The organism is Bradyrhizobium acaciae (genome assembly GCF_020889785.1).
GTDB lineage: Bacteria > Pseudomonadota > Alphaproteobacteria > Rhizobiales > Xanthobacteraceae > Bradyrhizobium > Bradyrhizobium acaciae.
The window spans coordinates 1-23,529 of the sequence record NZ_JACMYK010000001.1 but is presented as its reverse complement, the minus strand read 5'-3'; the positions used below and the strand labels follow the sequence as shown (position 1 = coordinate 23,529).

Annotated in this window: 23 protein-coding genes; 12 read left to right on the top strand and 11 right to left on the bottom strand. The window is 62.9% G+C overall.

What is annotated here, in order from left to right; translation table 11 throughout:
• Positions 1-26 precede the first annotated feature (26 nt).
• The 7 genes from trbJ to H8A92_RS00085 all read left to right on the top strand — a co-directional run bounded on the left by trbJ (position 27) and on the right by H8A92_RS00085 (position 7,681).
• Positions 27-779 carry a P-type conjugative transfer protein TrbJ gene (gene trbJ, locus H8A92_RS00115; RefSeq protein WP_229193795.1) on the top strand — a complete coding sequence of 251 codons (753 nt, stop codon included), beginning with the start codon at positions 27-29 and terminating at the stop codon, positions 777-779.
• Between the two features lie 11 nt (positions 780-790).
• Positions 791-1,954, top strand: a complete 1,164-nt coding sequence (gene trbL / locus H8A92_RS00110; protein WP_229193794.1) for a P-type conjugative transfer protein TrbL — start codon at positions 791-793, stop codon at positions 1,952-1,954.
• Between the two features lie 3 nt (positions 1,955-1,957).
• Entirely contained in the window at positions 1,958-2,662 is a 705-nt protein-coding gene (gene trbF / locus H8A92_RS00105; protein WP_229193792.1) for a conjugal transfer protein TrbF, read from the top strand.
• On the top strand, positions 2,659-3,684 hold the full coding sequence (trbG, locus tag H8A92_RS00100; RefSeq protein WP_229193791.1) for a P-type conjugative transfer protein TrbG: 1,026 nt from the start codon (positions 2,659-2,661) through the stop codon (positions 3,682-3,684). The genes trbF and trbG overlap by 4 nt, the downstream gene beginning before the upstream one ends.
• On the top strand, positions 3,681-4,955 hold the full coding sequence (locus H8A92_RS00095; RefSeq protein WP_229193790.1) for a TraB/TrbI/VirB10 family type IV secretion system protein: 1,275 nt from the start codon (positions 3,681-3,683) through the stop codon (positions 4,953-4,955). The genes trbG and H8A92_RS00095 overlap by 4 nt, the downstream gene beginning before the upstream one ends.
• 3 nt (positions 4,956-4,958) lie before the next feature.
• Entirely contained in the window at positions 4,959-5,189 is a 231-nt protein-coding gene (locus H8A92_RS00090; protein ID WP_229193789.1) for a DUF2274 domain-containing protein, read from the top strand.
• A gap of 914 nt (positions 5,190-6,103) precedes the next feature.
• Positions 6,104-7,681, top strand: a complete 1,578-nt coding sequence (locus H8A92_RS00085; RefSeq protein WP_229193788.1) for a coiled-coil domain-containing protein — start codon at positions 6,104-6,106, stop codon at positions 7,679-7,681.
• 208 nt (positions 7,682-7,889) lie between these two features.
• On the opposite strand, the gene H8A92_RS00080 is transcribed toward H8A92_RS00085, so the two are convergent.
• On the bottom strand, positions 7,890-8,984 hold the full coding sequence (locus H8A92_RS00080) for a site-specific integrase (protein ID WP_229193787.1): 1,095 nt from the start codon (positions 8,982-8,984) through the stop codon (positions 7,890-7,892).
• A 134-nt stretch (positions 8,985-9,118) separates the two neighbouring features.
• On the opposite strand from H8A92_RS00080, the gene dusA reads away from it, so the two are divergent.
• Entirely contained in the window at positions 9,119-10,114 is a 996-nt protein-coding gene (dusA, locus tag H8A92_RS00075; RefSeq protein ID WP_274613177.1) for a tRNA dihydrouridine(20/20a) synthase DusA, read from the top strand.
• Positions 10,115-10,123: 9 nt separating this feature from the next.
• Here the strand turns inward: dusA and H8A92_RS00070 are convergent, their stop codons facing one another.
• The 5 genes from H8A92_RS00070 to H8A92_RS00050 all read right to left on the bottom strand — a co-directional run bounded on the left by H8A92_RS00070 (position 10,124) and on the right by H8A92_RS00050 (position 14,540).
• A complete protein-coding gene (locus H8A92_RS00070) occupies positions 10,124-11,041 on the bottom strand; it encodes a LysR family transcriptional regulator (RefSeq protein ID WP_338026482.1) in 918 nt (305 codons plus the stop codon).
• 162 nt (positions 11,042-11,203) lie between these two features.
• Complete coding sequence (locus H8A92_RS00065) at positions 11,204-12,382, bottom strand: muconate/chloromuconate family cycloisomerase (RefSeq protein WP_229193786.1); 1,179 nt, start codon at positions 12,380-12,382, stop codon at positions 11,204-11,206.
• A 66-nt stretch (positions 12,383-12,448) separates the two neighbouring features.
• Positions 12,449-13,318, bottom strand: coding sequence for an intradiol ring-cleavage dioxygenase (locus H8A92_RS00060; RefSeq protein ID WP_229193785.1), 870 nt, complete (start codon positions 13,316-13,318; stop codon positions 12,449-12,451).
• A gap of 71 nt (positions 13,319-13,389) precedes the next feature.
• Entirely contained in the window at positions 13,390-13,914 is a 525-nt protein-coding gene (locus H8A92_RS00055; protein ID WP_229193784.1) for a flavin reductase family protein, read from the bottom strand.
• Positions 13,911-14,540 carry an FAD synthetase gene (locus H8A92_RS00050; RefSeq protein ID WP_229193782.1) on the bottom strand — a complete coding sequence of 210 codons (630 nt, stop codon included), beginning with the start codon at positions 14,538-14,540 and terminating at the stop codon, positions 13,911-13,913. Before H8A92_RS00050 ends, H8A92_RS00055 begins: the two co-directional genes overlap by 4 nt.
• A gap of 275 nt (positions 14,541-14,815) precedes the next feature.
• On the opposite strand from H8A92_RS00050, the gene H8A92_RS00045 reads away from it, so the two are divergent.
• Complete coding sequence (locus H8A92_RS00045) at positions 14,816-16,393, top strand: 4-hydroxyphenylacetate 3-hydroxylase family protein (RefSeq protein WP_229193779.1); 1,578 nt, start codon at positions 14,816-14,818, stop codon at positions 16,391-16,393.
• 134 nt (positions 16,394-16,527) lie between these two features.
• Entirely contained in the window at positions 16,528-16,818 is a 291-nt protein-coding gene (gene catC / locus H8A92_RS00040; protein WP_163151442.1) for a muconolactone Delta-isomerase, read from the top strand.
• Positions 16,819-16,921: 103 nt separating this feature from the next.
• Here catC and H8A92_RS00035 read toward each other — a convergent pair whose 3' ends face one another.
• The 5 genes from H8A92_RS00035 to H8A92_RS00015 all read right to left on the bottom strand — a co-directional run bounded on the left by H8A92_RS00035 (position 16,922) and on the right by H8A92_RS00015 (position 22,524).
• Positions 16,922-17,512 carry a TIGR02281 family clan AA aspartic protease gene (locus H8A92_RS00035; RefSeq protein WP_229193776.1) on the bottom strand — a complete coding sequence of 197 codons (591 nt, stop codon included), beginning with the start codon at positions 17,510-17,512 and terminating at the stop codon, positions 16,922-16,924.
• Between the two features lie 25 nt (positions 17,513-17,537).
• Entirely contained in the window at positions 17,538-17,741 is a 204-nt protein-coding gene (locus H8A92_RS00030) for a DUF1289 domain-containing protein (protein WP_163151374.1), read from the bottom strand.
• A 256-nt stretch (positions 17,742-17,997) separates the two neighbouring features.
• Entirely contained in the window at positions 17,998-19,602 is a 1,605-nt protein-coding gene (locus tag H8A92_RS00025; protein WP_229193773.1) for a sensor histidine kinase, read from the bottom strand.
• Positions 19,603-19,727: 125 nt separating this feature from the next.
• Positions 19,728-21,317 (bottom strand): WG repeat-containing protein, encoded by a 1,590-nt coding sequence (locus tag H8A92_RS00020; RefSeq protein ID WP_229193771.1) that lies wholly within the window; start codon positions 21,315-21,317, stop codon positions 19,728-19,730.
• 334 nt (positions 21,318-21,651) lie between these two features.
• Positions 21,652-22,524: an NAD(P)-dependent oxidoreductase gene (locus H8A92_RS00015; protein WP_229193769.1), complete on the bottom strand. Its 873-nt coding sequence runs from the start codon at positions 22,522-22,524 to the stop codon at positions 21,652-21,654.
• A gap of 203 nt (positions 22,525-22,727) precedes the next feature.
• Between H8A92_RS00015 and H8A92_RS00010 the strand changes: the two genes are divergently transcribed.
• Together H8A92_RS00010 and H8A92_RS00005 are read left to right on the top strand one after the other, a co-directional pair.
• Positions 22,728-23,165 carry a VOC family protein gene (locus H8A92_RS00010; protein ID WP_050400268.1) on the top strand — a complete coding sequence of 146 codons (438 nt, stop codon included), beginning with the start codon at positions 22,728-22,730 and terminating at the stop codon, positions 23,163-23,165.
• A 111-nt stretch (positions 23,166-23,276) separates the two neighbouring features.
• Positions 23,277-23,529, top strand: a 253-nt coding sequence (locus H8A92_RS00005) for an iron-sulfur cluster assembly protein (protein WP_229193767.1), incomplete at its 3' end; no start/stop codon positions are given.

Here is a 23,529-nt window from a genome sequence, read left to right as displayed (position 1 = left end):
CTCAACAGAAATCCCTGGAGATTTCCATGCTCGAACGTACCGGCCGCTTGCTTATGGGTACAACTTCAAGAGTTGTCATAACAACGTTACTATCTTTCGTCATCGCGGTGAACGGATCGCGGCGGCTCGGTGCATTCGACATCGTATTTGATCCGTCGAACTACAGCCAGAACCTGCTGACTGCGGCGCGTGCGCTCGCGCAGATCAACAATCAGGTCACAAGCCTGCAGAATCAGGCGCAATCGCTGCTGAATCAGGCGAGACATCTCACAAGCCTCCCAACGAGCGTGGCGGGTCAGCTCACATCGACAATCAACCAGATGAACAGCCTGATTGGCCAGGCCAAGAACATCTCGTTCGACGTTCAGAGGACACAACAGGATTTCCAGCGTCTTTATCCCCGCCAATATGCGGCGGCGGTCTCGTCCGACAGGATGGTGCAGGACGCCACCAGCCGCTGGGACAACAGCTACGATGGGCTGAAGCAGTCGCTCACGTTGCAATCGGCTATTGTCAGCACGCTCGACCAGGACAGCGGGACCCTTCGAACCCTGATGAGCAGGTCGTCGGCCGCGGTTGGTTCGTTGCAAGCCCAGCAGTCAGCGAACGAGCTGCTCGCCCTTCAGATCAAGCAGTCGTTGCAAGCTCAGGCGCTGATGGTGACCCAGGCGCGCGCGGACAGTTTGCGGGCAGCCGAGCAGCAGGCGTCGGCTGCCGCCGCGAAGGAGCGATTTAATCGCTTCATCGGAGACGGCCGCGCCTATGCCGGCGGCAAATAGGCGAGGGCGTCATGGCTGATCTCTCCGTTATTGACCGTTTCACCGAAACTTTCACACGCTACATCGATTCCGGCTTCGGTCTTCTATCCGGCGATGTCTCCTTCCTGAGCTCGACCTTGATCGGGATCGATTTGACGCTTGCGGGGCTCGCCTGGAGCGCCCGTGGCGACGATCACATCCTGGTCACGCTGGCCAAGAAAGTCCTCTACGTCGGCGCCTTTGCGTTCATCATCGGTAACTTCAAGGGTCTCGCCGATATCGTCCTGGCGTCGTTCTCCAGCATCGGTCTGAAGGCCTCGGGCGGCGTATTGAGCTCGGCCGACCTGGCACGGCCGGGCTTCGTTGCGTCGGCGGGGTTTACGGCCGCTCATCCTCTGCTGGAAGAGACTGGCCAGTTCTCGGGCTTTGACGTCCTGACCAACCTGCCGACGATACTGATCCTTCTGTTCTGCTGGATGCTGATCGTGCTCGCGTTCTTCGTTCTCTCGGTGCAGCTCTTCGTCACGCTGATCGAGTTCAAGCTGACGACGCTTGCGAGCTTCATTCTCGTCCCGTTCGCGTTGTGGGGGAGGACGGCGTTCCTGGCGGAAAAGACGCTCGGCAACGTGGTCGCCTCCGGCGTGAAGGTGATGGTTCTTGCTATCATCATCGGCATTGGTTCGACCATCTTTGGCCAGCTCGCGGGCACGTTGACACGGCCGGTCGACATCGTGTCGGCCACGAGCCTGTTGCTTGCGGCGCTTTCGCTGTTCGGCCTTGGCATTTTTGGTCCGGGGATCGCCGCAGGACTGGTGTCGGGTGCGCCGCAGCTTGGTGCAGGCGCTGCCGCAGGAACGGTGGCGGGAGCAGCCGCAGTTGCGATCGGCGGCGGAGCGGCGGCGATGGGCGGTCTGCGCCTAGCTGCTGGCGGTTCAATGACGGCCGTCCGCTCCGCGGCATCGCTCACAGGCGCATCGTCCGCTGCAGGCAGGTCGGCCCAGGGCTTGGCGGCGAGTCAGCTCTCGGGTGCGAGCGCGGGGCGGGCAGCAGCGGGTGCTGCAACTGCCGCAGGCGCGGGACGCGCAACTCCTTCGGCGGGGCGGGGACACGTGAGGGAGGCGGCCCAGGTAGCCGCCCACACCCTGAAGGAGGGCGACAAGGGCGGGCACTCTTCAGGCCCGAAGCTGGGAGAGTAAAGCATGGCCGATCATCCCTTTCAGCGTGTGTCGGTTCGCTATGGTGAGACACCGGAGCCAGTCACACCCTATCAGAAGGCAGCCCAGGTCTGGGACGAGCGGCTAGGCTCCGCACGTGTTCAGGCGAGCAACTGGCGCCTGGCAGCGCTGGCGGCCATCGGTCTGTCCGGCGCGCTCGGACTGACGATCTTCACCCAGATCGCCCGCTCCGGCGTCGTTCCCTACGTGGTCGAGGTCGACCGGCTCGGTGAGGTCCGCGCGGTCGGGCCGGCGCTCCAAGCCTACCAGCCGTCGGATGCGCAGATCGCGCACTTTCTCGCGCGGTTCATCGAGAACGTCCGATCGCTGTCGATTGATCCGGTCATCGTCCGTGCGAACTGGCTGCGCGCCTACGACTTCGTCACGGATCGCGGTGCGCAGGCTTTGAACGACTATGCGCGCGAAGCCGATCCATTCACGAAGATCGGGTCAAGGACGGTGACGGCCGAGGTCACGTCCGTGGTGCGTGCGTCGAGCGACAGCTTCGAGATCCGCTGGAAAGAGAACGCCTACGAGAACGGCGCGATCGCGAAGACTGAGCGCTTCACCGGTCTTGTCACGACGGTTCTCAAGCCGCCGGCCGACGCCGAAACGCTGCGGAAGAACCCTCTCGGCCTCTACGTCCATTCCCTCAACTGGTCGCGCGACCTCATTGGAGACGCCAAATGAATCCCCAAGCCCTCACCAAGCTCGCGTCGGCCAGCGTCCTTGCCTTGTCGCTTGCGCTCTGCGGGTGTGCCACGAAGCTCAATCTCGAAGCGCCCTATGATGAGATGACGTTTGAGCAGGCGCTACCGGAGGCCGATCCGCCGGCGCCGGTACGAGTCGTCGAAACGCCCAAAGTTCTACCGTTGCCAGGCCAATTGAAGCCCATTTCGTCCAAGGGCGCCAAGGAGGAAAAGCTGCCGCCGGAGCAGGCGATCGCCAAGGCCAACAAGGCCGCAAGGATGGAGCCGACGCGCGCCGGGTACATCAATGCCATTCAGGTCTATCCGTGGACGGAAGGCGCGCTCTACCGGCTCTATGCCAGCCCGGAGAAGGTCTCGACCATCGCGCTTCAGCCGAGCGAGGAACTGATCGACGTCTCCACCGGCGATACGGTCCGCTGGGTGGTCGGCGATACATCGAGCGGGCAGGGCAACTCGCGGCGGGTCCACATTCTGGTCAAGCCGACCCTTCCGGATATTCAGACCAACCTCGTGGTGCTGACTGACCGGCGCGCCTATCACCTCGAGCTCGTCTCGACCAAGCAGACCTACATGGCGTCCATCTCCTGGACGTATCCGACGGACACGCTTGTTGCGCTTCACAAGCAGAATGCTGTGGCTCAGCAGAACGAGGAGCGGATCGCCGATCGCGGCGTGCGGCTCGACAGCCTGAACTTCCGCTATCGCATCGAAGGAGACGATCCGCCGTGGCGGCCGGTGCGTGCCTTCGACGACGGTCGCAAGGTCTATATCCAGATGCCGTCTGGTCTGTCGCAGGGGGAGGCGCCGCCGTTGTTCGTGGCCGGAGCGGATGGGCGGCCGAACCTCGTCAACTACCGCGTCCGCGGCAACTACTACATCGTCGACCGGATGTTCGGCGCCGCCGAGCTTCGTCTCGGCGAAGACCCCCAGCGCATTGTCCGGATCATCCGTATCGACGCCCGGCCCGTGCCGCAGGTTTTCAACACCGGGAGTGCCTCATGACGGAGTTGGGTCGGGATCCGGAGCCGCTGGAAATGCGGGCACGGCCGCGACCGGTCCGGCGGCTGAACCGGCGCGCGTTGATGGCTGGCTGTGTGGTTGCCGCGTTGTTCGTCGCTGGCGCGATCCTCGTGGCGCTCCGGCCGCACGCGTTCAAGCACGCTGAGCGCTCCGAGCTCTACAATACCGACCGCAAGCAGACTGCCGAAGGCTTGAGCAAGCTCCCGAAGTCCTATGAGGAGCTGCCGCCATCGACGCCGCGGCTCGGGCCCCCGTCGCCGGGCGACATCGGCCGGGCTTTTGCCGAGAACGAGAAGAAGGCCGGCGCAAGGCTGGACACGGGATTCCAGGCCAATCCGGAGGAAGACGTCGAGCGCGCTGAACGTATCAGGCAGACGCGGATTGCCCAGCAGGCAAAGGAGTCGGGGTTGTTCTTCCGCCTGTCGGAGAAGCAGGAGAAGCGCAAACAGGCGAACACAGCTGAGGTGCCGGCCGTTGCTCCGACGGCGTTTCGGCCGGCAATGAGTGATACAGGACCGTCTGCGGCTGAACTGGCGAAGACGGCTCAGGCGATGGTCGATCGATCCAGTGAGATCGTTCCATCGTCACAGGCGCGAAAGCTGGCCTTCGCCGGAGCGAAAGCCGATACGGAGACCACCAATCCCCATGCCCTCAAGCCGGCGCCTTCGACCTATGCCGTGATGGCCGGGTCGATCATTCCGGCGAGTCTCGTCACGGGGCTGAATTCGGACTTGCCGGGGGCGACCATTGGCCAGGTGACGGAGAACATTTTTGATACCGTCACTGGCGAACACCTTCTTGTCCCGCAGGGGACACGGCTCGTGGGCAAGTACGATAGCGTCGTGGCGTTCGGCCAGAAGCGTGCGCTGGTCGTCTGGACGCGGCTGATCCTGCCGAACGGCAATTCGATCGTGATCGAGAATCTGCCGGCGACCGACGTCGCTGGCTATGCCGGCCTCGAGGACGAGGTGGACCTCCATACCTGGCAATTGCTCAAGGGCGTGGCCCTGGCGACTTTGATCGGGGTGGGGACCCAGCTCTCGATCGGCAATGATGAGAGCGATCTCGTGAAGGCGCTTCGGGAGAGCACGCAGCAAACGACCAATCGGGCGGGGCAGCGCTTGATAGAACGTGAGCTTGACGTGCAGCCGACAATCACGGTGCGGCCGGGATGGCCGCTGCGAGTGATTGTATCGAAGGATCTGGTGTTGAAGCCTTACCAGGACGTTCAGACAGTGGTGAAGGGCAGGTGACGGATGAAGCTTGCGAAGCTGCCCGATCGGACTCCAGTGAAGATGACCATTGTGCTCAGCCCAGGGCTCGCGCAGCGGCTGCGCGAGTACGCGGTATTTTATGCAGAAACCTACGGGAGCCGGGAAGAGATCGCAGAGATGATACCGTTTATGCTTGCGGCATTTCTCGATAGCGACCTGACGTTCAAGAAAATGAGAGCTGGTCGCGCCAACTCTTTGACGGATACCGAATAGCCGACTTGCCAAGTCTGAGCGTAGGTTTGTGCGAGCACAACCCTTATCAGGTATTCGGAATTCATGGCCAGCTCAACAACCGCCGCCGACGAGCCGCGCTCCATTGCGATTCCATCCTCGCAGTTCACGCGATTCTGTGGAACATCCTTTCCACGGTCCGCGCGAGCAGCTCGGAAAGCGGCAACAGCGGCCATACCAGCTCCGTCGCCTTGATGACGCAGGACGCCCGCTCCACCGCCTGCGTGATCCGATCAGGCTAGGCATTTCGCTTCGAACCTGAACAGCAGGCCGTGCGTGCAGCTAACAGGTCACACCTACGAGGACCGGCTCAAACGCGCCTTTGGCCACCAGGTGCGGATCCAGCAGGCTGCCCGGTTTTTTGACCATGAACGCGATTGGTGGGACTCCTGACCGGCGCTTGCAGAGGCTCACCTCACGCGATTGTTCGAGAGCTCGGGGCCGGCGCTACGCTGGTATTTGGATCGCCAAATTGCACATGGATTAGCCTGTCTGGTCAGTACCAGCGCCAGCAGTGACAACAGTTGGCTCCGCTCCGCTGACGCGGCGATAGCCGAGGCCGAAACAACTCTGGCGCAGTCACAGGGAGTCCACGCGCATAAGCGCGTGATCTGCTTTGGCACGGGAGTTAACATTGACCCGCAAAAATACGGATTTGACTCCTTCAGTCGCCTGAAAGCGGCCGCTGTGGCGGACAAGTTCGGCCTGCGGCCATGGCGCGCGCAGCCTAGTAGGTGCCCATCGCCGTGCTGCGGTCGGACTACCGCCAAAGACCTAAATGACTATTTCTTGAGGCCTTTGGTGTTCTTGAGGCCTTTGGCGGGGTGGAGTAGAATTTTGCCTTGGCGAAGCCCTTCTAAAGAATTGGATAACCGCATCGAATAGGCGTCTTTTGCATGCGCCGCGTGATCGACACCGCTCCAAGGGATGGAACATTCGTCATTCTTGAGGATGACGTAAGCGGACGCTTCGAATCTGCTCAATGGTCGGCTGAGGGGCGCGGGTGGGTTAGGAAAAATGGCGAGCCATGCGAGATCGCGCCGACGCATTGGCAAACAATGCACCTTCCAGAGGAAGGTGATGAATTTATTCTGCAAGATGAGTTTATTCCGACAAAGGAAACTGGATCAATTGCTCCCCCGGCGTCGCCAGGGCCCCGCTCCTTTTGTTTTCCCTCGGGCCTGGCCGAACGCGCGAGGGTGATGGAATTAACTCGTCTGGTTACTAACGCGGACCCGGTCACTGGCGTCCTGGTTGAAGCGCGGGCTGCGCAGAGCAAACAGGAGCGCGGACGGACCGCGCGGCGCGCCATCTCCTCGATCGCCGCGGTGATGGTCGGGGCGTCGCTCATCGGCTGGTATTTCCACGCCGAGTTCGTCGCCTATGTGACGCGATACATTGATGAACAGGATAACGTCAGGCCCAGCACAGCAGATGTAGAGGCCGTCAAGAAGGAGACTCAGGTCCCAAGCCAAGGCCAGCAAAGGGCCGATTCATCGGCGCGGGATCCGGCTCTTCATCAGCAAGCCGACCGGGCGATCGCACAGGCACCGCGGGATACTGCGCAGGGCAAACAGGCCGCGGAGGCAATGCAGCCGGAAGTGCAACAGTCTTCTGAAGAGGAGCGACGCCGCGCGGAGGCCCTAGCAAATGAACTGGCGAGCGCGCCGCAGGTGATTGAGATGCGGGCAGCGCAGGCGAACAAGACGCGCGATCAGGCGACGCAGCTAAGTCAGGCCGCAGAGAGCGGGATGGCGGAGCTGCGAAGGTCTCTGCGGAAGGAGCACGACAGGGCTGAGACGCTGACTAGCGAGCTTGCGACAGCGCGGCACGGCCTCGAGACCCAACTGGCGCTGTCAAGTAAGGCAGGTAACGAGACGGTGCAGGCGAAGAAGGCCGCCGAGAGCGCCATCGCGGAGCTGCAACAGTCTTTGAAGACGGAGCACGACAGGGCCGAGGCGCTGACTCGCGAGCTTGCGAGGGCGCGGCGGGACCTCGAGACCCAGAAGGCGCTGTCAAGTAAGGCCGGTGACGAAGCGGTGCAGGTGAACAAGGCTGCCAAGAGCGCGACGACAGAGCTGCGACAGTCTATGAAGAGGGAGCGCGACCGTGCCGAGGCACCGGCACCGGGTCGCGACTCCGCGCTGACTCAAGCCGCAGAGGCGGCTGCGATAGAGCAGCCAGCGGTCGCTGAGGCGCAAGGCGGTCCGGAAGTTGCCAGGTTGCTGGCGCGCGCCAGCGCTCTCCTCGTCCAGGGGGATATCGGTGCAGCTCGGATCGTGCTCGAACACGCTGTCGAGACCGGTAGCGCACAGGCAAGCTTTATGCTTGCGGAGACCTATGATCCCCTCGTTCTTTCCATGTGGAAGACCTATGGGACACGCGGCGATGTGACGAAGGCGCGCGAGCTATACGCAAAGGCCCTTGCCGGTGGCATCCAGCAGGCCAGGGATCGATTTGTCGCGTTGCAATAGCCACCCCCACGGAGAGCCTGTAACCGACCTTCGATGCGAGTTCGTTGAGCCGTCTGACATTCGAGATTGCGCTGTCCATCACGTCAGCCCGTTCGACTCGGACAATATACAGGATCCCCATAGCTTTAGCCGCACATGCCGTGGGCGTTCGCGCAACTGGTAAGTTCCACACTGAGGGAAGGTCGACCGAGTGGGCCGCATCCTCTCGCTAGGATGCGATAAGCGTCTCGATCAATTCCTCCAGCGATGGCTGGGGTGCCGTTTGCAATTTATGGAGTTCTTCTGGCTTCAGTTTTGTGTAGCGCCGCAGCGTACGCCAATCCTTGTGGCCAGTAACTAAGGCGACTTTCTCGATCGACAGTCCAGCTTCAAAGAGGCGGCTGGTGCCTTCGTGCCGAAGATCGTGAAAATGCAAATCCTCGATCTTCAATTCCTCGCAGGCACGCGTGAATGCCGCACTTATTGACCTGTGATTGTATGGGAATACCCGACCCTGACCTCTGGTGATGATCCGCTGTTGGAGCAGAATCTCCCAGGCATCATAACCGGTCAGATTGAGGAGCGGGACCTTCTGATCGTTACCTGTTTTCTTTCTCGGATCCTTGCGGTCGATAATCGTGAGAATCCGGGTCTTCATGTCGACGTGCGGCCAGTCGGGCCGGCAGATCTCCTCTTGTCTCATCGTGGTCGCAACAGCGTACCGAACAATGCGGTCCATCGGGATAATCTGTCGAGGATTAGTCTCGAAGTATTGGATGAGCTCGTCGAGCTCATCTTGAGTTGGGCGCCGGTCTCGCTCATCTGACGTTCCGACCAGACCCAGATGCTTCAGCGCGAAGCGGGCCAGGCGAACTTCTTCGGCGGATACTTCGATGCCATGAACGGCTGCTGCGTGCGTCGCGACGGTCCGGATAAACGACATATCGATTGCGAGGGTGGCTGGGCCGGCACCTTCCTTTGCTCGCTTCCGGCCATATTCGATGAGCCGTGCACGATCGAGCTGGGGAAGCTTCGTCGATCCGAGATCCTCCTTAAGTGCCTCCAGGACAGCCGCCTTCGATCGGCGGGGAGGGCGGCCGACCTCGTGCATGTCCTCAACATGCAGATCGATGATGTCGCCGAACGTTTTGGCCTTGACGGCAGCGCGCGGCTTGGGGGACCCGTTGCGATCAATGCTGCGCTCCATTTCGAGCGCCCAGTCTTCACCGTCCCTGCGGCGGCGAAAGGTCTCTGCCACGTAGCGGCTCTTGCGGCGGACCTGGACTCGCCAGTTCCCGGACGGCAGCTGAATGAAGCTGGCCACGGCCGTGTGCACTCCCTATTTCGTGTGCGCTATGTGTGCGCTGACAGGTCAAAACGGGTACAAACGTGTGCAATTTCGGCTAGTTTGGAGTTCACACGTTCATGGTTCATCCTGTTGAAGCGTAAGGTAAATAATTGAAATCGCAAGACTATCGCTTTTCTGTGGCCCCGATGATGGACTGGACCGACCGGCATTGCCGCGTCTTCCATCGTCTGATGTCGCGGCGGGCGCGGCTTTATACGGAGATGCTGACGACCGGCGCCGTGATCCACGGTGATCGGGCGCGGCTGCTCGGCTTCGATGTCAGCGAGCATCCGGTGGCGCTGCAGCTTGGTGGTTCCGATCCGGGTGACCTCGCGACTGCTGCGCAGATCGGCGAGCAGTTCGGTTACGACGAGATCAATCTGAATGTCGGCTGTCCGTCCGATCGGGTGAAGGATGGCCGTTTCGGTGCCTGCCTGATGGCCGAGCCGGCGCTGGTCGCCGAAGGCGTTGCGGCGATGAAGCGCGCGGTGCGGATTCCCGTCACGGTGAAATGCCGGATCGGCATCGATGACCAGGATCCGGAGGTCGCGCTCGATACGCTGGCTCGCGGCGTGATTGCCGCCGGCGCGGATGCGCTCGTCGTGCACGCGCGCAAGGCCTGGCTGAACGGATTGTCGCCGAAGGAGAACCGCGACATCCCGCCGCTCGACTATGATCGCGTCTACCGCCTGAAGGCGACGCTGCCGGACGTCCCCATCATCATCAACGGCGGCATCACGAGCGTCGCCGAGGCGAAGCAGCATCTGGCGCATGTCGATGGCGTGATGCTGGGGCGGGCGGCCTATCAGGAGCCGTGGCGGCTGCTCACTGTCGATTCCGAGCTGTTCGGTGAGACTCAGCCGCACGCGACGATGAAGGACGTATTCGAAGCGATGCTGCCCTATATCGAGCGGCAACTGGCCGAAGGCACGCGGCTGCATTCGATCACGCGTCACTTCGTCGGCGCCTTCCATGGCGTCCCCGGCGCGCGTGCGTTCCGCAGGCACCTCGCGGAGAACGGCGTTCGGCCGGGCGCCGGGATCGAGGTGCTGCGTGATGCGATCGCACGCGTTGACGATCGTGCGCTTGTGCCGGTCGCGGCCTGACGGGGCAGATTACTGCTTGCGCTGACGCCGCGTGACGTCTTGCGCGATCTTCAGGAAATTGAAGAGATGCGGCATCCGATTGTCGCGCCGATAGTTCAGCGACAGCGCGGTGCCCGGGTTATATCCCTCATAGGCGCGATAGGCGACGCCGGGGCGCTCCGCCTGCGAGACTGATTTCGGCACCAGCGCGATGCCGACGCCGACCGACACCAGGCTGATTGCGGTCTGATAGTCCTGCGCCAGCACCTGCGATTTCGGAATGAAGCCCTCTTCGAGACAGATGCTGAGAATGTGGTCGGCGAAGCTCGGGCGCGGCTTGCGCGGGTAGAGCACGAATGTCTCGGCCTTCAGCGCCGACAGCCGCGTGACCTGGCGTTCAAGCAGGGGCGAGGTATCAGACAGCGCGAGGATCAACGGCTCCTGCAGCAGCGGCTCCGACTTCAGCTCCTCGTCCTCGAGCGAGGGCCGGGCGACGGCGATATCGATCTCGCGCTGGATCACCGCGCGCTTCTGCTCGGCGTTGTTCATCGCCGACAGCGCGAGCTCGACGTCGGGATAGGCCGAACGAAACGCCTTGATCACGTTGGGCAGCACGCCATAGGTCGCCGATCCGACGAAGGCGACACGCAGGTGTCCCGAAAAACCCTCTCCGATCCGCTTGATCTCGCGATGGGTGCGGTCGAGCCGCTCCAGCACGTCGCGCGCACGCTCCAGCAGAACGCTGCCGGCCTGGGTCAGCCGGATCTGGCTTCGACTCCGGTCGATCAGCATGACGCCGAGATCGCTCTCCAGCTGGGCGATCTGCCGGCTGAGCGGCGGCTGTGCGATCGCGAGCCGCGATGCGGCACGGCCGAAATGCAATTCCTCGGCGACGGCGACGAAATAGACCAGTCGCCTGAGATCCATGACATCGTCGCGATCGGTCACGGTCAGCCGGACGTGTGTTCGCACACTTCCGGAGAAGCTGCGGGAAAGGCCTGCGGGGTTCGATACCGCGTCGTCATCAGCGTGCGATCAAGATGGTTCCAGCGCAAAGACTGGGCGTGGGTCCCAGGATTGTCAATTGTCCGCGGGAATGACGCCATCCGGCTAATCCTTCCGGGCGAAGGCGCGGATCTTGTCCTCGTCGACCTCTACGCCGAGGCCGGGGCCATCGGGGACGCAGATCTCGAACGTGTCGAATCTGATCGGGTTGACGACGAGATCCTCGACGAGAATTCGCGGACCGAAATGCTCAGTGCCCCATTCGAGCCCGGGCAGGGTGGCGAATGCGGCGAGATGCGCGGCGGCGCCGATGCTGCTTTCCAGCAGGCAGCCGCCATAGAGCTCGAGCCCATGGGCGCCCGCGACTGCCGCGGCGCGCTTCATCTCGAACAGGCCGCCGCTCTTGACGAGCTTCAGCGAGTAGACGCTGCCGCAGCCCATCGTGGCGACACGGGCGATCTCCTCCTTGGTGAAGGCGGCCTCGTCGACCAGCAACGGGATGGAGGTGCGGGCCGCGACACGCGCCATGGCTTCCAGCTGCAGCGCCGAAACCGGTTGTTCGACCAGCGCGACATCCAGCTCCTCCAGCGCAGGCATGAAGCGGATGCATTCGGCCTCGGTCCAGCCCTGGTTGACATCGACGATCAGGCGTACCTCGTCGCCGAGACCGGCGCGAAGCGTCTGCAACCGCTTCAAATCCGCTTGCGGGCGGTTGAAGCCGAACTTGATCTTGAACTGGCGGTGCTCGCGGCGCCGGAGCTTCTCCCTGGCTTCCTCCAGCTCCTGGCCGCTATCGCCCGAGGCCAGCGCCCAGATCACCTCCATGCGCTGGCGCACGGCGCCGCCGAGCAGGGCGCTGGCGGGAAGGCCGAGCGTCTTGCCGGCGGCGTCGATCAGGGCGGATTCGATCGCGCCCTTGGCCGCGAAATTGCGGGTGGCGGCCTTGCTCATACGCAGCGCATTGGCTTCGAAGGCGAGGGCAGGTTGCCCGAGCAGCGCCGGCGCCAGATAATTCGTGACGGCAGCCTTGATCGATTCCACGCTCTCCTCGGCCCAACGCGGTCCACCCAGTGTCGAGGCTTCGCCGATACCCGTGACGCCATTGTCGAGCTGGACGCGCACCAGCACGTAGCCCTGATGCGTGACTTCCGTGTTCGAAAGCTTGTGTCGCCGGCGGGTCGGCGCTTCCACGATGGTGGCGCGGATGCTGCGGATCACAGTGTCCTTCGCGGGCGGCTGCACTTGCTCCACAGGTACGGCGATGTCGATCACGGCACGGCTCATAAGTCCTCACAGGTCAGATCAAGTTGAGCCCGCCGGGCTTTCGAGGTCCGGCGGGCTTGGTACGTGTTACTCGGCCGCGACGAGCCGCTCGACGGCCGCCTTCTTGAGCTTGAAGTCGAAGTCGAGCACGAGATCGGTGTCGGCCCCGGCGGGTGCCTTCGCGAACTTGCCGATCAGGCTCTGCTTCACCGCGAATACCGAGTCGTTGTCGAGATACTTGGTCTCGGAATCGTAGATCTGCGAGATCAGCGATTGATAGCCGTCCTTGGAGAGCATGAAGTGGATGTGGCCCGGACGCCAGGGATGGTGGCCCATGTACTTCAGCAACTCGCCGCCGGCGCCGTCATAGGGGATCGGGTAGGGTTCGGGACGCAGCGCCACGAAGGCGTATTCGCCGTTGGCGTCGGTCGTGAAGCGTCCGCGCAGATTATAGGCCGGCTGCTCGGGGTCTTGCAGATCGTAGAGCCCGTTCGGCGCGTCTTCCCAGACGTCGATGGTGACACCCTCGATCGGTCGTCCCGCCGTGTCGCTGATGCGCCCTGACACCCTGACGGTCTGCGCGTTATCGAACGTTTTCTTGATGATGGAAGCGCCTTTGGGCAGCACCGGCGGATTTTCCCGGTAGAACGGCCCGAGCACGGTCGACTCGCTCTCACCGTCGGTGACCCGGTGGTCGAGCATGTCGACCAGCACCTCGACCCCGAGAATATCCGCGATCAGGATGAACTCGTTGCGCTTCTCGTCCGAGATGTCGCCGGCGCGGCGCAGGAATTCGCACGCCGCGAACCACTCGGCGAAGGTCAGGTCGACCTCCTTGCAGAAGTCGTGCATGTGGCGGATCAGGCTCGTCATGATCTGGCGGTTGCGATCCGGAATATCCTTCGCGAGCGCGGCGATGACGTGGTCGGTGATGGTGTCCTTGGTGACGTTCAGCATGGTCGTTTCCTCCTTTTCTTGCAGTTTCCTCAAACTTGCATCCCCGTTTTCGGGAATATCGGTTGGTGGTCTCACCAAACAAATTCGTAAGCAGCGTTCTCCAGCGTCGCGGGCGCGGGGTGCGGGTCGGCAAGGCTGCCGAAGCGGCCGCGGAAGAACAGCAGCGGCTTCTTGCCGGGCTCCAGCGCCATCTCGCGGACATGGCCGATGAAGATGGTGTGGTCTCCGGCGACGATCTCGTCGGCGAGGTCGGTGACGAAATACGCCGCCGCATCGGCGATCACGGGCAGCTCGTTGCGGCGTTCGAACACGTCGCGGAGGTCGAGCCTGGGCTTGCCGGCGAAATGCCAGGCAAGGTCCTCCATGCCCTCGGCGAGAACGCTGACGGCAAAGCGGCCGGTGTTCTGGATGTTGCAAAGCATCTTCGCGCTTTTCGCGATCGAGATCGCGACCAGCGGTGGATCGAGGGAGACGGACATGAAGGCATTGGCCGTCATGCCGTGATCGCGCCCCTCGCAATGCGTCGTGATGATGGTGACGCCGGTGCCGAACTGGCCGCAGGCGTTGCGCAGCTCGCGTGGATCGATGGCGGTCATTGGCTGGCGACCTCGAGTTCGACCAGGCTCGGTCGATTGGCCGATGGTACGGTCACGATGTCTCGCCAGTTCTCCAGCGCCGACGCGGCGGCGGCAAGGCCGGATCGTCGCAGCGCGCGGATCCGGCTGCTGGAGACGATCTCGCCATTGCTGCAGCGCACCGGCGGCAGGATGCGCGTGTTGAAATGTTGCCGCAGCAGCAACGCGGTGCCACCCTTGCAGGACCCGAAGCGGAAGTCTTCGCCGACGATCACTTCACGCGGGTGCAGGCGCTGCAGTTCTGCAAGGAAGTCGGCCGCGGTGCGGCGGACATAGATCTGGTTGAAGTCGGCGACGACGACATGATCGGGCGCGAATGTTGCGATGCGCTCGAGCTTTTCTCGGAGCGGGATCAACGCCTCGGCCTGGCCGAAATACACCTTTGGTGGCGGATCGAAAGTGTAGACCACGGCAGGAACACCGCTGCGTTGCGCTGCCGCAATGGTCTGCCGAAGCAGTTCCTGATGGCCGCGGTGGACGCCGTCAAATGCGCCGATCGTGACGACGCACGCGTCGAGGACCAATTCGCCATCGCGATGGAAAGCGACAGCGGTGCTGTCAAAACCTTTGCCCAAACCTTCGACCATGGCTCGCTCCGGTTTTTGCTCCCTATGCCGTGCTGTGCATTGCTGCATCAGCCGCGGTGTTGCATCGGCTGGACGATCGCTGTCGTCCGGTCCGTGCGAGCTGACTCATAGCCCGAGCCGCGGCGGACTGCGCGGTATGGTGTGATACCTTTCGCCCGCGCCGGGTGAGCGCGTAGCTTTTCCTCCGATGTCACACCAACCAAGAGCGTGACGGGATGGTCCGGGCCGGTGCGGCAACGCCTACCGGTCCGACGACACAAGCGGAGGAGAAACCCATGACTACAGCAGCAGCCCTGCGGGCCGATGTGCCTGCGTCAACCACCAGCGTCTACACCGGCGCGGAATTCCTGGACAGCATCCAGGACGGCCGGGAAATCTACATCTATGGCGAGCGCGTCAAGAACGTCACCCAGCATCCCGCCTTCCGCAATTCGGCGCGCATGGTGGCGCGCTGGTATGATCGCTTCCACGAGAAGAAGGACCAGATCGGCGTCCTGACCGACACCGGCTCGGGCCAGTTGACCCATCCGTTCTTCCTCGGTTCGAAAACGGCCGATGATCTGATCAAGGGCCGCGATGCGATCGCCGAACTGCAGAAGGTCGCGTATGGCTGGATGGGCCGCTCGCCGGACTACAAGGCGGCCTTCCTCGGCACGCTCGGTGCGAATTCGGGCTTCTATGGCGAATACGCCGGCAACGCAAAGAAGTGGTATTCGCGAACCCAGGAACGGATCGACTTCTGGAATCACGCCATCGTCAATCCGCCGATCGACCGCGACCGCGCCATCGAGGAGGTGCGCGACGTCTTCATGCATGTCGAGAAAGAGACCGACGCCGGCCTGATCGTCTCGGGCGCGAAGGTGGTCGCGACCGGCTCGGCGCTGACGCACTATAATTTCATCGCCCACTACGGCATCCCGATCAAGGACAAGTCGTTTGCGCTGATCTTCACGGCGCCGATGGATGCCAAGGGCATCAAGCTGATCGCCCGCTCGTCCTACGAATTCACCGCGGCCGCGACCGGTTCGCCGTTCGATTATCCGCTGTCGAGCCGCTTCGACGAGAACGACTCGATCCTCGTTTTCGACAAGGTGCTGGTGCCCTGGGAGAACGTCTTCATCTATGGCGATGTCGACAAGATCAACCAGTTCTTCCCGGCGTCGGGCTTCATCCCGCGTTTCACGCTGCACGGCGTGACGCGCCTTGCCGTCAAGCTCGACTTCATCGCCGGCCTGTTCTCGATGGCCGTCGAGGCGACCGGCTCGAAGGATTTCCGCGGCGTGCAGACCGCGGTGGGCGAGGTGATTGCCTGGCGCAATCTGTTCCACGGCATTGCCGATGCGATGGTGAAATCGCCGATCGACTGGCAGGGGACCGATGGCTACAATCTTCCCAATCTGAACTACGGGCTGGCCTATCGTGTGTTCGCGCCGATGGCGTATCCCCGAATCAAGGAGTTGATCGAGCGCCATGTCGCGAGCGGCCTGATCTATCTGCCGTCGAGCTCGGCCGATCTGGAGAGCGAGGCGATCCGGCCCTATCTCGACCGCTTCGTGCGCGGCTCCAACGGCTATGCCGCGATCGACCGGATCAAGCTGCTCAAGCTGCTCTGGGACGCGGTCGGCTCCGAGTTCGGCGGCCGGCACGAACTCTACGAACGCAACTATGCGGGCAATTACGAGAACCTGCGGGTCGAGACCCTGATGGCCGCGAGCGCCACCGGCGACCTCGGCGCGATGCAGGATTTCGTGCGCAATTGCATGAGCGACTACGACGTCTCGGGCTGGACGGCAAAGGATCTCGTCAACCCCGACGACATCAACCTCGTCAGTCGCGGCCTGGTGCAAGGCTGACGACAAGGCTGAGGGCAAGGCTGACGATAGGGCTGACGATCTGGTAGACAGATCGTGGAGCCGCCGCGATCCGCGGCGGCTCCACGCCGTCTCCATGGTGCCGTGTCATTGCTTGCAGAAAAGAGTTCATCATCATGCTGTTCCACGTCGAAATGGATGTGCGGATTCCGCACGACATCCCGGCCGAAAAGATCGATGCGCTGAAGCAGGCCGAGCGGGTCCGCGCCATGGAGTTGCAGCGCACGGGCGCCTGGCGCCATTTGTGGCGTGTGGCCGGCCGCTACGCCAATGTCAGCATCTTCGATGTATCGGGCGCGCAGGAGCTGCACGACATCCTGTCCAGCCTGCCGCTGTTTCCGTTCATGGAGATTCAGGTCACGCCACTGTGCCGGCATCCGTCGTCGATCCACGACGACGACAGGTAAACCTAGAGCATGATCCGGAAAAGTGCGTAGCGGTTTTCCGAAAAGATCATGCTGAAACAAGAATCTAAAGCGCGATGACGATTCAACCCGATCTCATCGCGCTTTAGTCGACGACCGTGCGCGGGCGCCGGTGGCGGCTCGAGGTGCTGATGCTGCCGGTGACGTCGGGGTATCCCGTCAGGCTCAGCGTGTCGGAGCGCACGCCCCAGCTTTCGAGCCGGTCGAGGAAGCTCATGCCGAGCAGGTTGGTCTTCATCTGCCCGCGCTGCACCACCAAGGCCGGCACGGATTTCTCGACCAGCTTGCCGACCGCGAGCCTGTCGAGGGTCAGGCGCGCCGCCTTGGTGTGACCGCCGGCGGTCTCCAGGTCGACATTGTATTCGAGCATTTCGGTCGGCAACCCGATCGCCTTGGCGGTCTCCCAGGTCAACACGACCGAGGTCGCGCCGGTATCGATCACCATCGGCGCGCTGACGCCGTTGATCTTGGCGCGGAACGCGAACTCGCCGCCCTGGCTGCGCGCGATCTGCACCGCGGGGGCCGAGCTGGAAGAGGAGGTTGAGGCGACGATGGTGCGGCCGAAGATCTGGGTCAGGTTCTGCCTTGCGCGCGCGATCTGATCGGGATCGCCATAGGCGACGACGGCGCCGGCGGTTGCCATCAGCAGCAGGATGACGAGGAGGATGCGGGTCATGGAGCACCTCCGGTCGTGGTGCCGGTCATGCGCGCTTCGGACGCGGCTCGATGCGCTCGAGCCCGGCCTCGGCCATGCGCGCCGGCAGCGTCGACATGACGGACAGCCGCTCCGTGGTGTCCATCTTGTGCCAGCGCGCGATCTCGGGAAGCGTGCGACCACAGCCGAAGCAGAGCTTCGTCCTGGGGTCGATCATGCAGACTGCGATACACGGCGTTTCTGAGCTCATTGTTCAACTGTTGAACCGTTTCCGCCGCCGGCGCAAGCCGGCCGACGCGGGATGCCGCATCACGCCTCGGCTTCTTGTCGCGAGCATGGTCCTGCCGCGAACGCCTTGCGTTTGTTGCCAAAGCGTTTTCGAGCGAGGTGGATACCGGTTCGCGTAAAGAAAACGCGGCGAGACAAGAATCTGAAGCCCCATTCCGATTCCATCGGAACGGAAGAGGCTCTGGCGTTAACCGCGTCACGATCTTCCGCGACATGCTCTACAATCCGGTGCCGGCACTCATGATCGACTTGCGGCGCACGCGTTTGCGGTCGCCGCTCATCGCGGGCTCGACCGGCTCCGGCTGCATCGGCGGCGATTCTTCCGCCATCGGCGCCAGCGCGCTCATCACCCGTTCCGGCGGCAAGGTCACGATCACCTCGGTGCCGATACGCAATTTCGATTTCAGCGTGAAGGTGCCGCCGTGCATGTCGATCAGGCTCTTCGCGATCGGCAGGCCAAGGCCCGCGCCCTGTTCCGCCGACTTGATCGAGTTGGAGCCCTGGCCGAACGAGGCCAGCACGACCGGGATTTCGTCCTCGGCGATGCCGCTGCCGGTGTCCTTGACGCTCAGATACTGCCCGCCCGACGCAGTCCAGCCGACCTTCAGCCAGATCTCGCCGCCCTGCGGGGTGAACTTGATCGAGTTGGAGAGCAGATTGAGCACGACCTGGCGGATGGCGCGCTCGTCGCCCCAGATCCTCGGCATGCCGTGCTCGAACACTTCGTGGATGGTGATGCCGCGGCTCGAGGCGCGCAGCTTCAACAGATGGTGGCAGTCGGCGACGACATGCACCAGCGCCACGGCCTCTTCGTTCAGCTCGTAGCGGCCAGCCTCGATGCGCGACAGATCGAGGATTTCGTTGATGAGGTTGAGCAGGTGCACGCCGGAATTATGGATGTCGGCGGAATATTCCTTGTACACGGGCACGGCATGCGCGCCGAAAATCTCGCTCTTCATCACCTCGGAGAAGCCGAGGATGGCGTTGAGCGGCGTGCGCAGCTCGTGGCTCATCTGGGCCAGGAAGCGCGACTTGGCGACGTTGGCGGATTCGGCGCGGTGCCGGGCTTCGTCGGAGATCGCCTTGGCCTGTTCCAGTTCGCCGATCAGCGCGTCCTTTTCGGCACGGGCCTCCAGCGTCGCCAGCGTGGTCGAATGCAGGCGGTGCGCCAGCAGGGCGAAATAGCCTTCGGCGGCAAGCGCGAGCAGCGCCAGCACGTAATTGTCGAACGCGCCGTTGAGCACGAGGTCGAGCGCGATCCCCACCGTCACCGGAACGGTCGCCGCGAGTGCTGCGATCGGCAGGCTCGCCGCCAGCATGCTGGAGACTGCGATCACCAGCATCATCAGGAACATCATCAGCGTGTTGGAAGCGAGATCGCGCCCGGCAGGGTGGATCAGGATCGCGGTCCAGCACAGGCCGTAGAGCAGGTCGAGCAGCACGAAGCGCGTCCGCCATTTGCGGGTCACCGCGACCGAGGTGGGCTCGGCGAGGAAGCGGGCGCAGCTGCGGATGATGGCGACATGGACGCAGAGGATGCCGAGCGTCCAGGCGCCGGCCATGAGCGGCTTCATCCAGAGGCCAAACAGCACGCCGGTTGCCACCACCAGCAGCATCACGACGTAGGATGCCGATATCCGGGTCTGGGCGTATTGGCGGAGCAGTTCGGCGTCGAACGCCGGGCGGGTTCCACTGGTTGACGTTAACCGATCCCGCGCCTCACGTACCCGCTGCGCAGCAACGCGCCGGCTGTTCACCGGCGCCGCCACCTGAGGTCCTGCCGGAAGCGCTACAACTTCAGGCTTTTCTGCGGGATTACTCATCAACAACACAAATCCTGCCCGCGAACCGCGCGGGCTTTTTGCATTGTCTATCTGTGACGCTAAATCATTAAGCGATGACTTAAAGAGCTAAGGAAACTCGTTAACCAGAGGTTAAATTAACTTTTTCAGCGCTCATTCGAGACCCATCTCGGGGCGGCGGCTCGGTGGCCTGCGCGGAAGTCGAGATAGGCGCGCGACCACAGCACGCTATCCTCAAATGGATCCTCGTCGAACGTTTCGGGGTAAGAGTGGGTCCACCGGATGAGATAGTGCTGAGTCTTGCAGACGGGCTTGTCCCGTACCAGGCCGTCGGGACCAAGTGCGCACCATTGACGCTTGGAGTCGATGGCCGCCCAGGCAATGCCATCCCGAAAGCAATCGAGCGCGCGGTAGCGAGGTTGAATTGTGAGCGTCCCGTCGTCATCACTGATGCCCCACAGGCCGTCCCGCTCGACCAACCGGAGCCCGTGCCCACATTCGAGCCCGCTCCGTGCCGTGGGGGCAACTGGAGGCTCCGGACGCTCTTCACCCGTTGCCGTCAGCCAGACCTCGCGGCCGGCGATGACGACCTGAAAAAGTCCGTCCCGGCGTCCGATGTATCTTTCCAAGGTCATCGGCAGAACGAAGCGGCCCGAAGTGTCGATGACGCCCCATTTCTGACCGTCCGACACGGCGGCATATCCGTCCTTGAAGCCAAGCTGGTCCTTGAATGCGGGCGGATCGAACAGCAGGTGGCCGTCGACACCGACAAAGCTCCAGATTCCGTCGAGGCTGACAGGAAAGGGGTCGATGCAGGTCGGCCGTCCGGTGGGGTCGAACAGGTAGGGAGTGGTCGGCTGTCCGCCGACGTCGACGATTTGAACCTTGCGGTCGATCAAGATTGCCCGCACGCCGTTCGGACAAGTGTCGAGAACCTTGCCGTTGTCGTTGCCGGCGCGATAGTCCCGCCGTTGGCCGTTTGGTACGTCCAGTGGCCGCAGCGTGCCTACGATCTGGCCCGTGGGATCGACGAAACCGGATAGCTCAACTCCGTCGACGCGCTTCCGGACCATCGCGCGTTCGTCGTAAAGCTGCCCAACAGATTCGTACTGCGGCTCGACGGCCCACTCACCGTTGCTCGCCAGCAGTCCGTAGAGCCTGCCGTTGCGCTCGGTTGCCCAGATCAGGCCGCGGCCGGCTTTGTCGAACAGGCTGATCCGTATCGGTTCAGGCTTCCGCACCCAATAGCCGGAGATATGGTAGAGCCCGGAATTCGCCTGCTCGTGGGGAATTATTCCAAGGCCCGGATAGCCCGATCCACTGCCTTCGACCGCAATGACCACTTCTCCCGTCAGCGGCATGGCGCGGCGAAACTTCGGTGCAATGACAAACGCGCCTCTGCGATCGATGACCCCGACCTTGTCTCCGACGAGGACTTCGGCCAGGCCATGCACAAACTCGCCGGCGAGATCGAACTTCGGTCCGATGACGATCTCGCCGCGCTCGTCCACATATCCAAACCGGCCGCCAACACTGACCGCAGCCAGGCCTTCGCTGAACGGCATGCCGCGCTCGAAGCGAGGTGGTATGATTTCCTGGTTCGTCTTCCAGTTCAGGTAGCGGCAAAGGCCGTATTTGCCGTCACAGCGCCATGTGTTCGGCTCAGCGGCGGTGGCTCGCGCCGCGAGAAGCGCGAGCCCAAGAAGTATCCCAACTGATGCGAGTCCTGCTCTCACCTGTCAGAAGGGCCGGGCGACCCCCCTCCGACTTACCGCTGGGGAACTAAGGTGCACCTAACGGACTCTCATTTCTGCCAGCCGAATCACAAGTCAACCTCGATTGAATCAACTGCACTCTCACCGCAATTCCTGGCGCGATTTCGGAATAATGGAATTGTGCCGCTGAGTTGCCCGACGTGTCAAGTCGTCGTGTCGAACGCCGGCGCCGCTGGCTACTTTGCATGGGGTTGTTTTCGATATTCTGGCAGTGCGCCCATGCGGAGACAGGGTGTCGCAGAAGCCGCGATTGCCATCTGCGATAGCCCTGTCTCGCAAGGGGGAGGTTGATGAGTTAGCGCTGCAGCCGCGCCAGCAGGCTCGACGTATCCCAGCGCTTGCCGCCCATCTTCTCGACCTCGGCATAGAACTGGTCGACCAGCGCGGTGGCGGGCAGGGTGGCGCCGTTGCGGCGGGCTTCCGCCAGCGCGATCGAGAGGTCCTTGCGCATCCACTCGACGGCGAAGCCGAAATCGTACTTGCCTTCGTTCATGGTCTTGTAGCGGTTCTCCATCTGCCAGGACTGCGCTGCGCCCTTGGAGATGGTCTCGATCACGGCGGCGACGTCGAGGCCACTCTTCTTGGCGAAGTGGATGCCCTCAGAGAGGCCCTGAACGAGGCCCGCGATGCAGATCTGGTTGACCATCTTGGTGAGCTGGCCGGCGCCAGCGGGCCCGAGCAGCTTGCACATCCGTGCATAGGCGCCGGTGATAACAGGCTCGGCGCCCGCGTAGGCGTCTTCGCTGCCGCCGCACATCACCGTCAGCACGCCGTTCTCGGCGCCGGCCTGGCCGCCCGACACCGGCGCATCGACGAACTTGAAGCCGGCCTTGGTGGCGGCGGCATCGAGCTCGCGGGCGACCTCGGCGGAGGCGGTGGTGTGATCGACGAAGGTCGCACCCTTCTTCATGCCGGCGAACGCGCCATCGGGGCCGATGGTGACCGCGCGCAGGTCGTTGTCATTGCCGACGCAGCACATCACGAAATCCTGGCCTTCGGCGGCGGCCTTCGGCGTCGGCGCAGTCTTGCCGCCGAATTTGTCGGCCCATTCCTTCGACTTCGCTGCGGTCCGGTTGTACACGGTGACCTCATGGCCGCCCTTTTTCACGAGGTGTCCCGCCATCGGGAAACCCATTACGCCGAGACCGAGAAAAGCGACTTTAGCCATATCTGCTACCTTGTGATTTGCCGTGGTGATCGCCCCCTTGGGACCGCCGGAAAACGTCGCGGCGGGCGGGGCATTCCGTCCATGGAAGGAGCCGCACCATACCCCCTGCGCAGCGGAGGGCAACGGCTTCGTTGGATGGCAGACCCCGGTTTTGTGCTAGGATCGGGCCACCTAAGAAGCTCACAAAAAAGGGAGTGTCTCGCATGGGCATGAGCGTCGGTGTGCTCGATCATTTCAATATCCGGACCCGGAATCTCGCCGCCACGGTGCGGTTCTACGAGGACATTCTGGGCCTGGAAAAGGGTGCGCGGCCGAACTTCGCGTTCCCCGGTGCGTGGATGTACAGCGAGGGCAAGGCGGTCGTGCATCTGGTCGATATTTCCGCGACCGACGAGGCACAAAAGCCTGACTCCGGCGTCGTCCATCACGTCGCCTTTGCCAGCCAGGGCTTTGACGGGATGCGGCAGCGGCTGCAGTCCAAGGGCATGGAGTTCGACTCGCGCCAGGTTCCCGGCGGCGACCTCTGGCAGATATTCGTCAACGACCCCAACGGGGTCATGATCGAGCTGAACTACGAGGCCGCCAAGGAAGGCGGCGCGGCCGCGCCGGCCGAGCGGCGGGACGACGTCGGAGCGAGGTAGCCTTTTGCGCTGCAACGCTCTATGGGTGCACTCTTGGCGCATGATCCGGAAAAGTGCGAAGCGGTTTTCCGAACAAGATCATGCCCCACTAAAAAGCCCGGGAGATGCGCGGTGAGCGTGACGCAGCAACAGGTTCTCGATTGCCTTGCCAAGGTGATGTCGCCGCGCGGCGTCCCCTTGACCAACGCCAATGTGCTGTCGGCGATCACGGTCACCGACGGCAAGGTGTTCTTCTCGATCAACGTCGATGCGGCGGAAGCCCGCGCGTGGGAAAGCGTGCGTGCGCAGGCTGAGAACGCCGTGCGCGCCATTCCCGGCGTCAGCGTCGCCATGATCGCGCTGACCGCGGAGCGCAAGGCCGGTG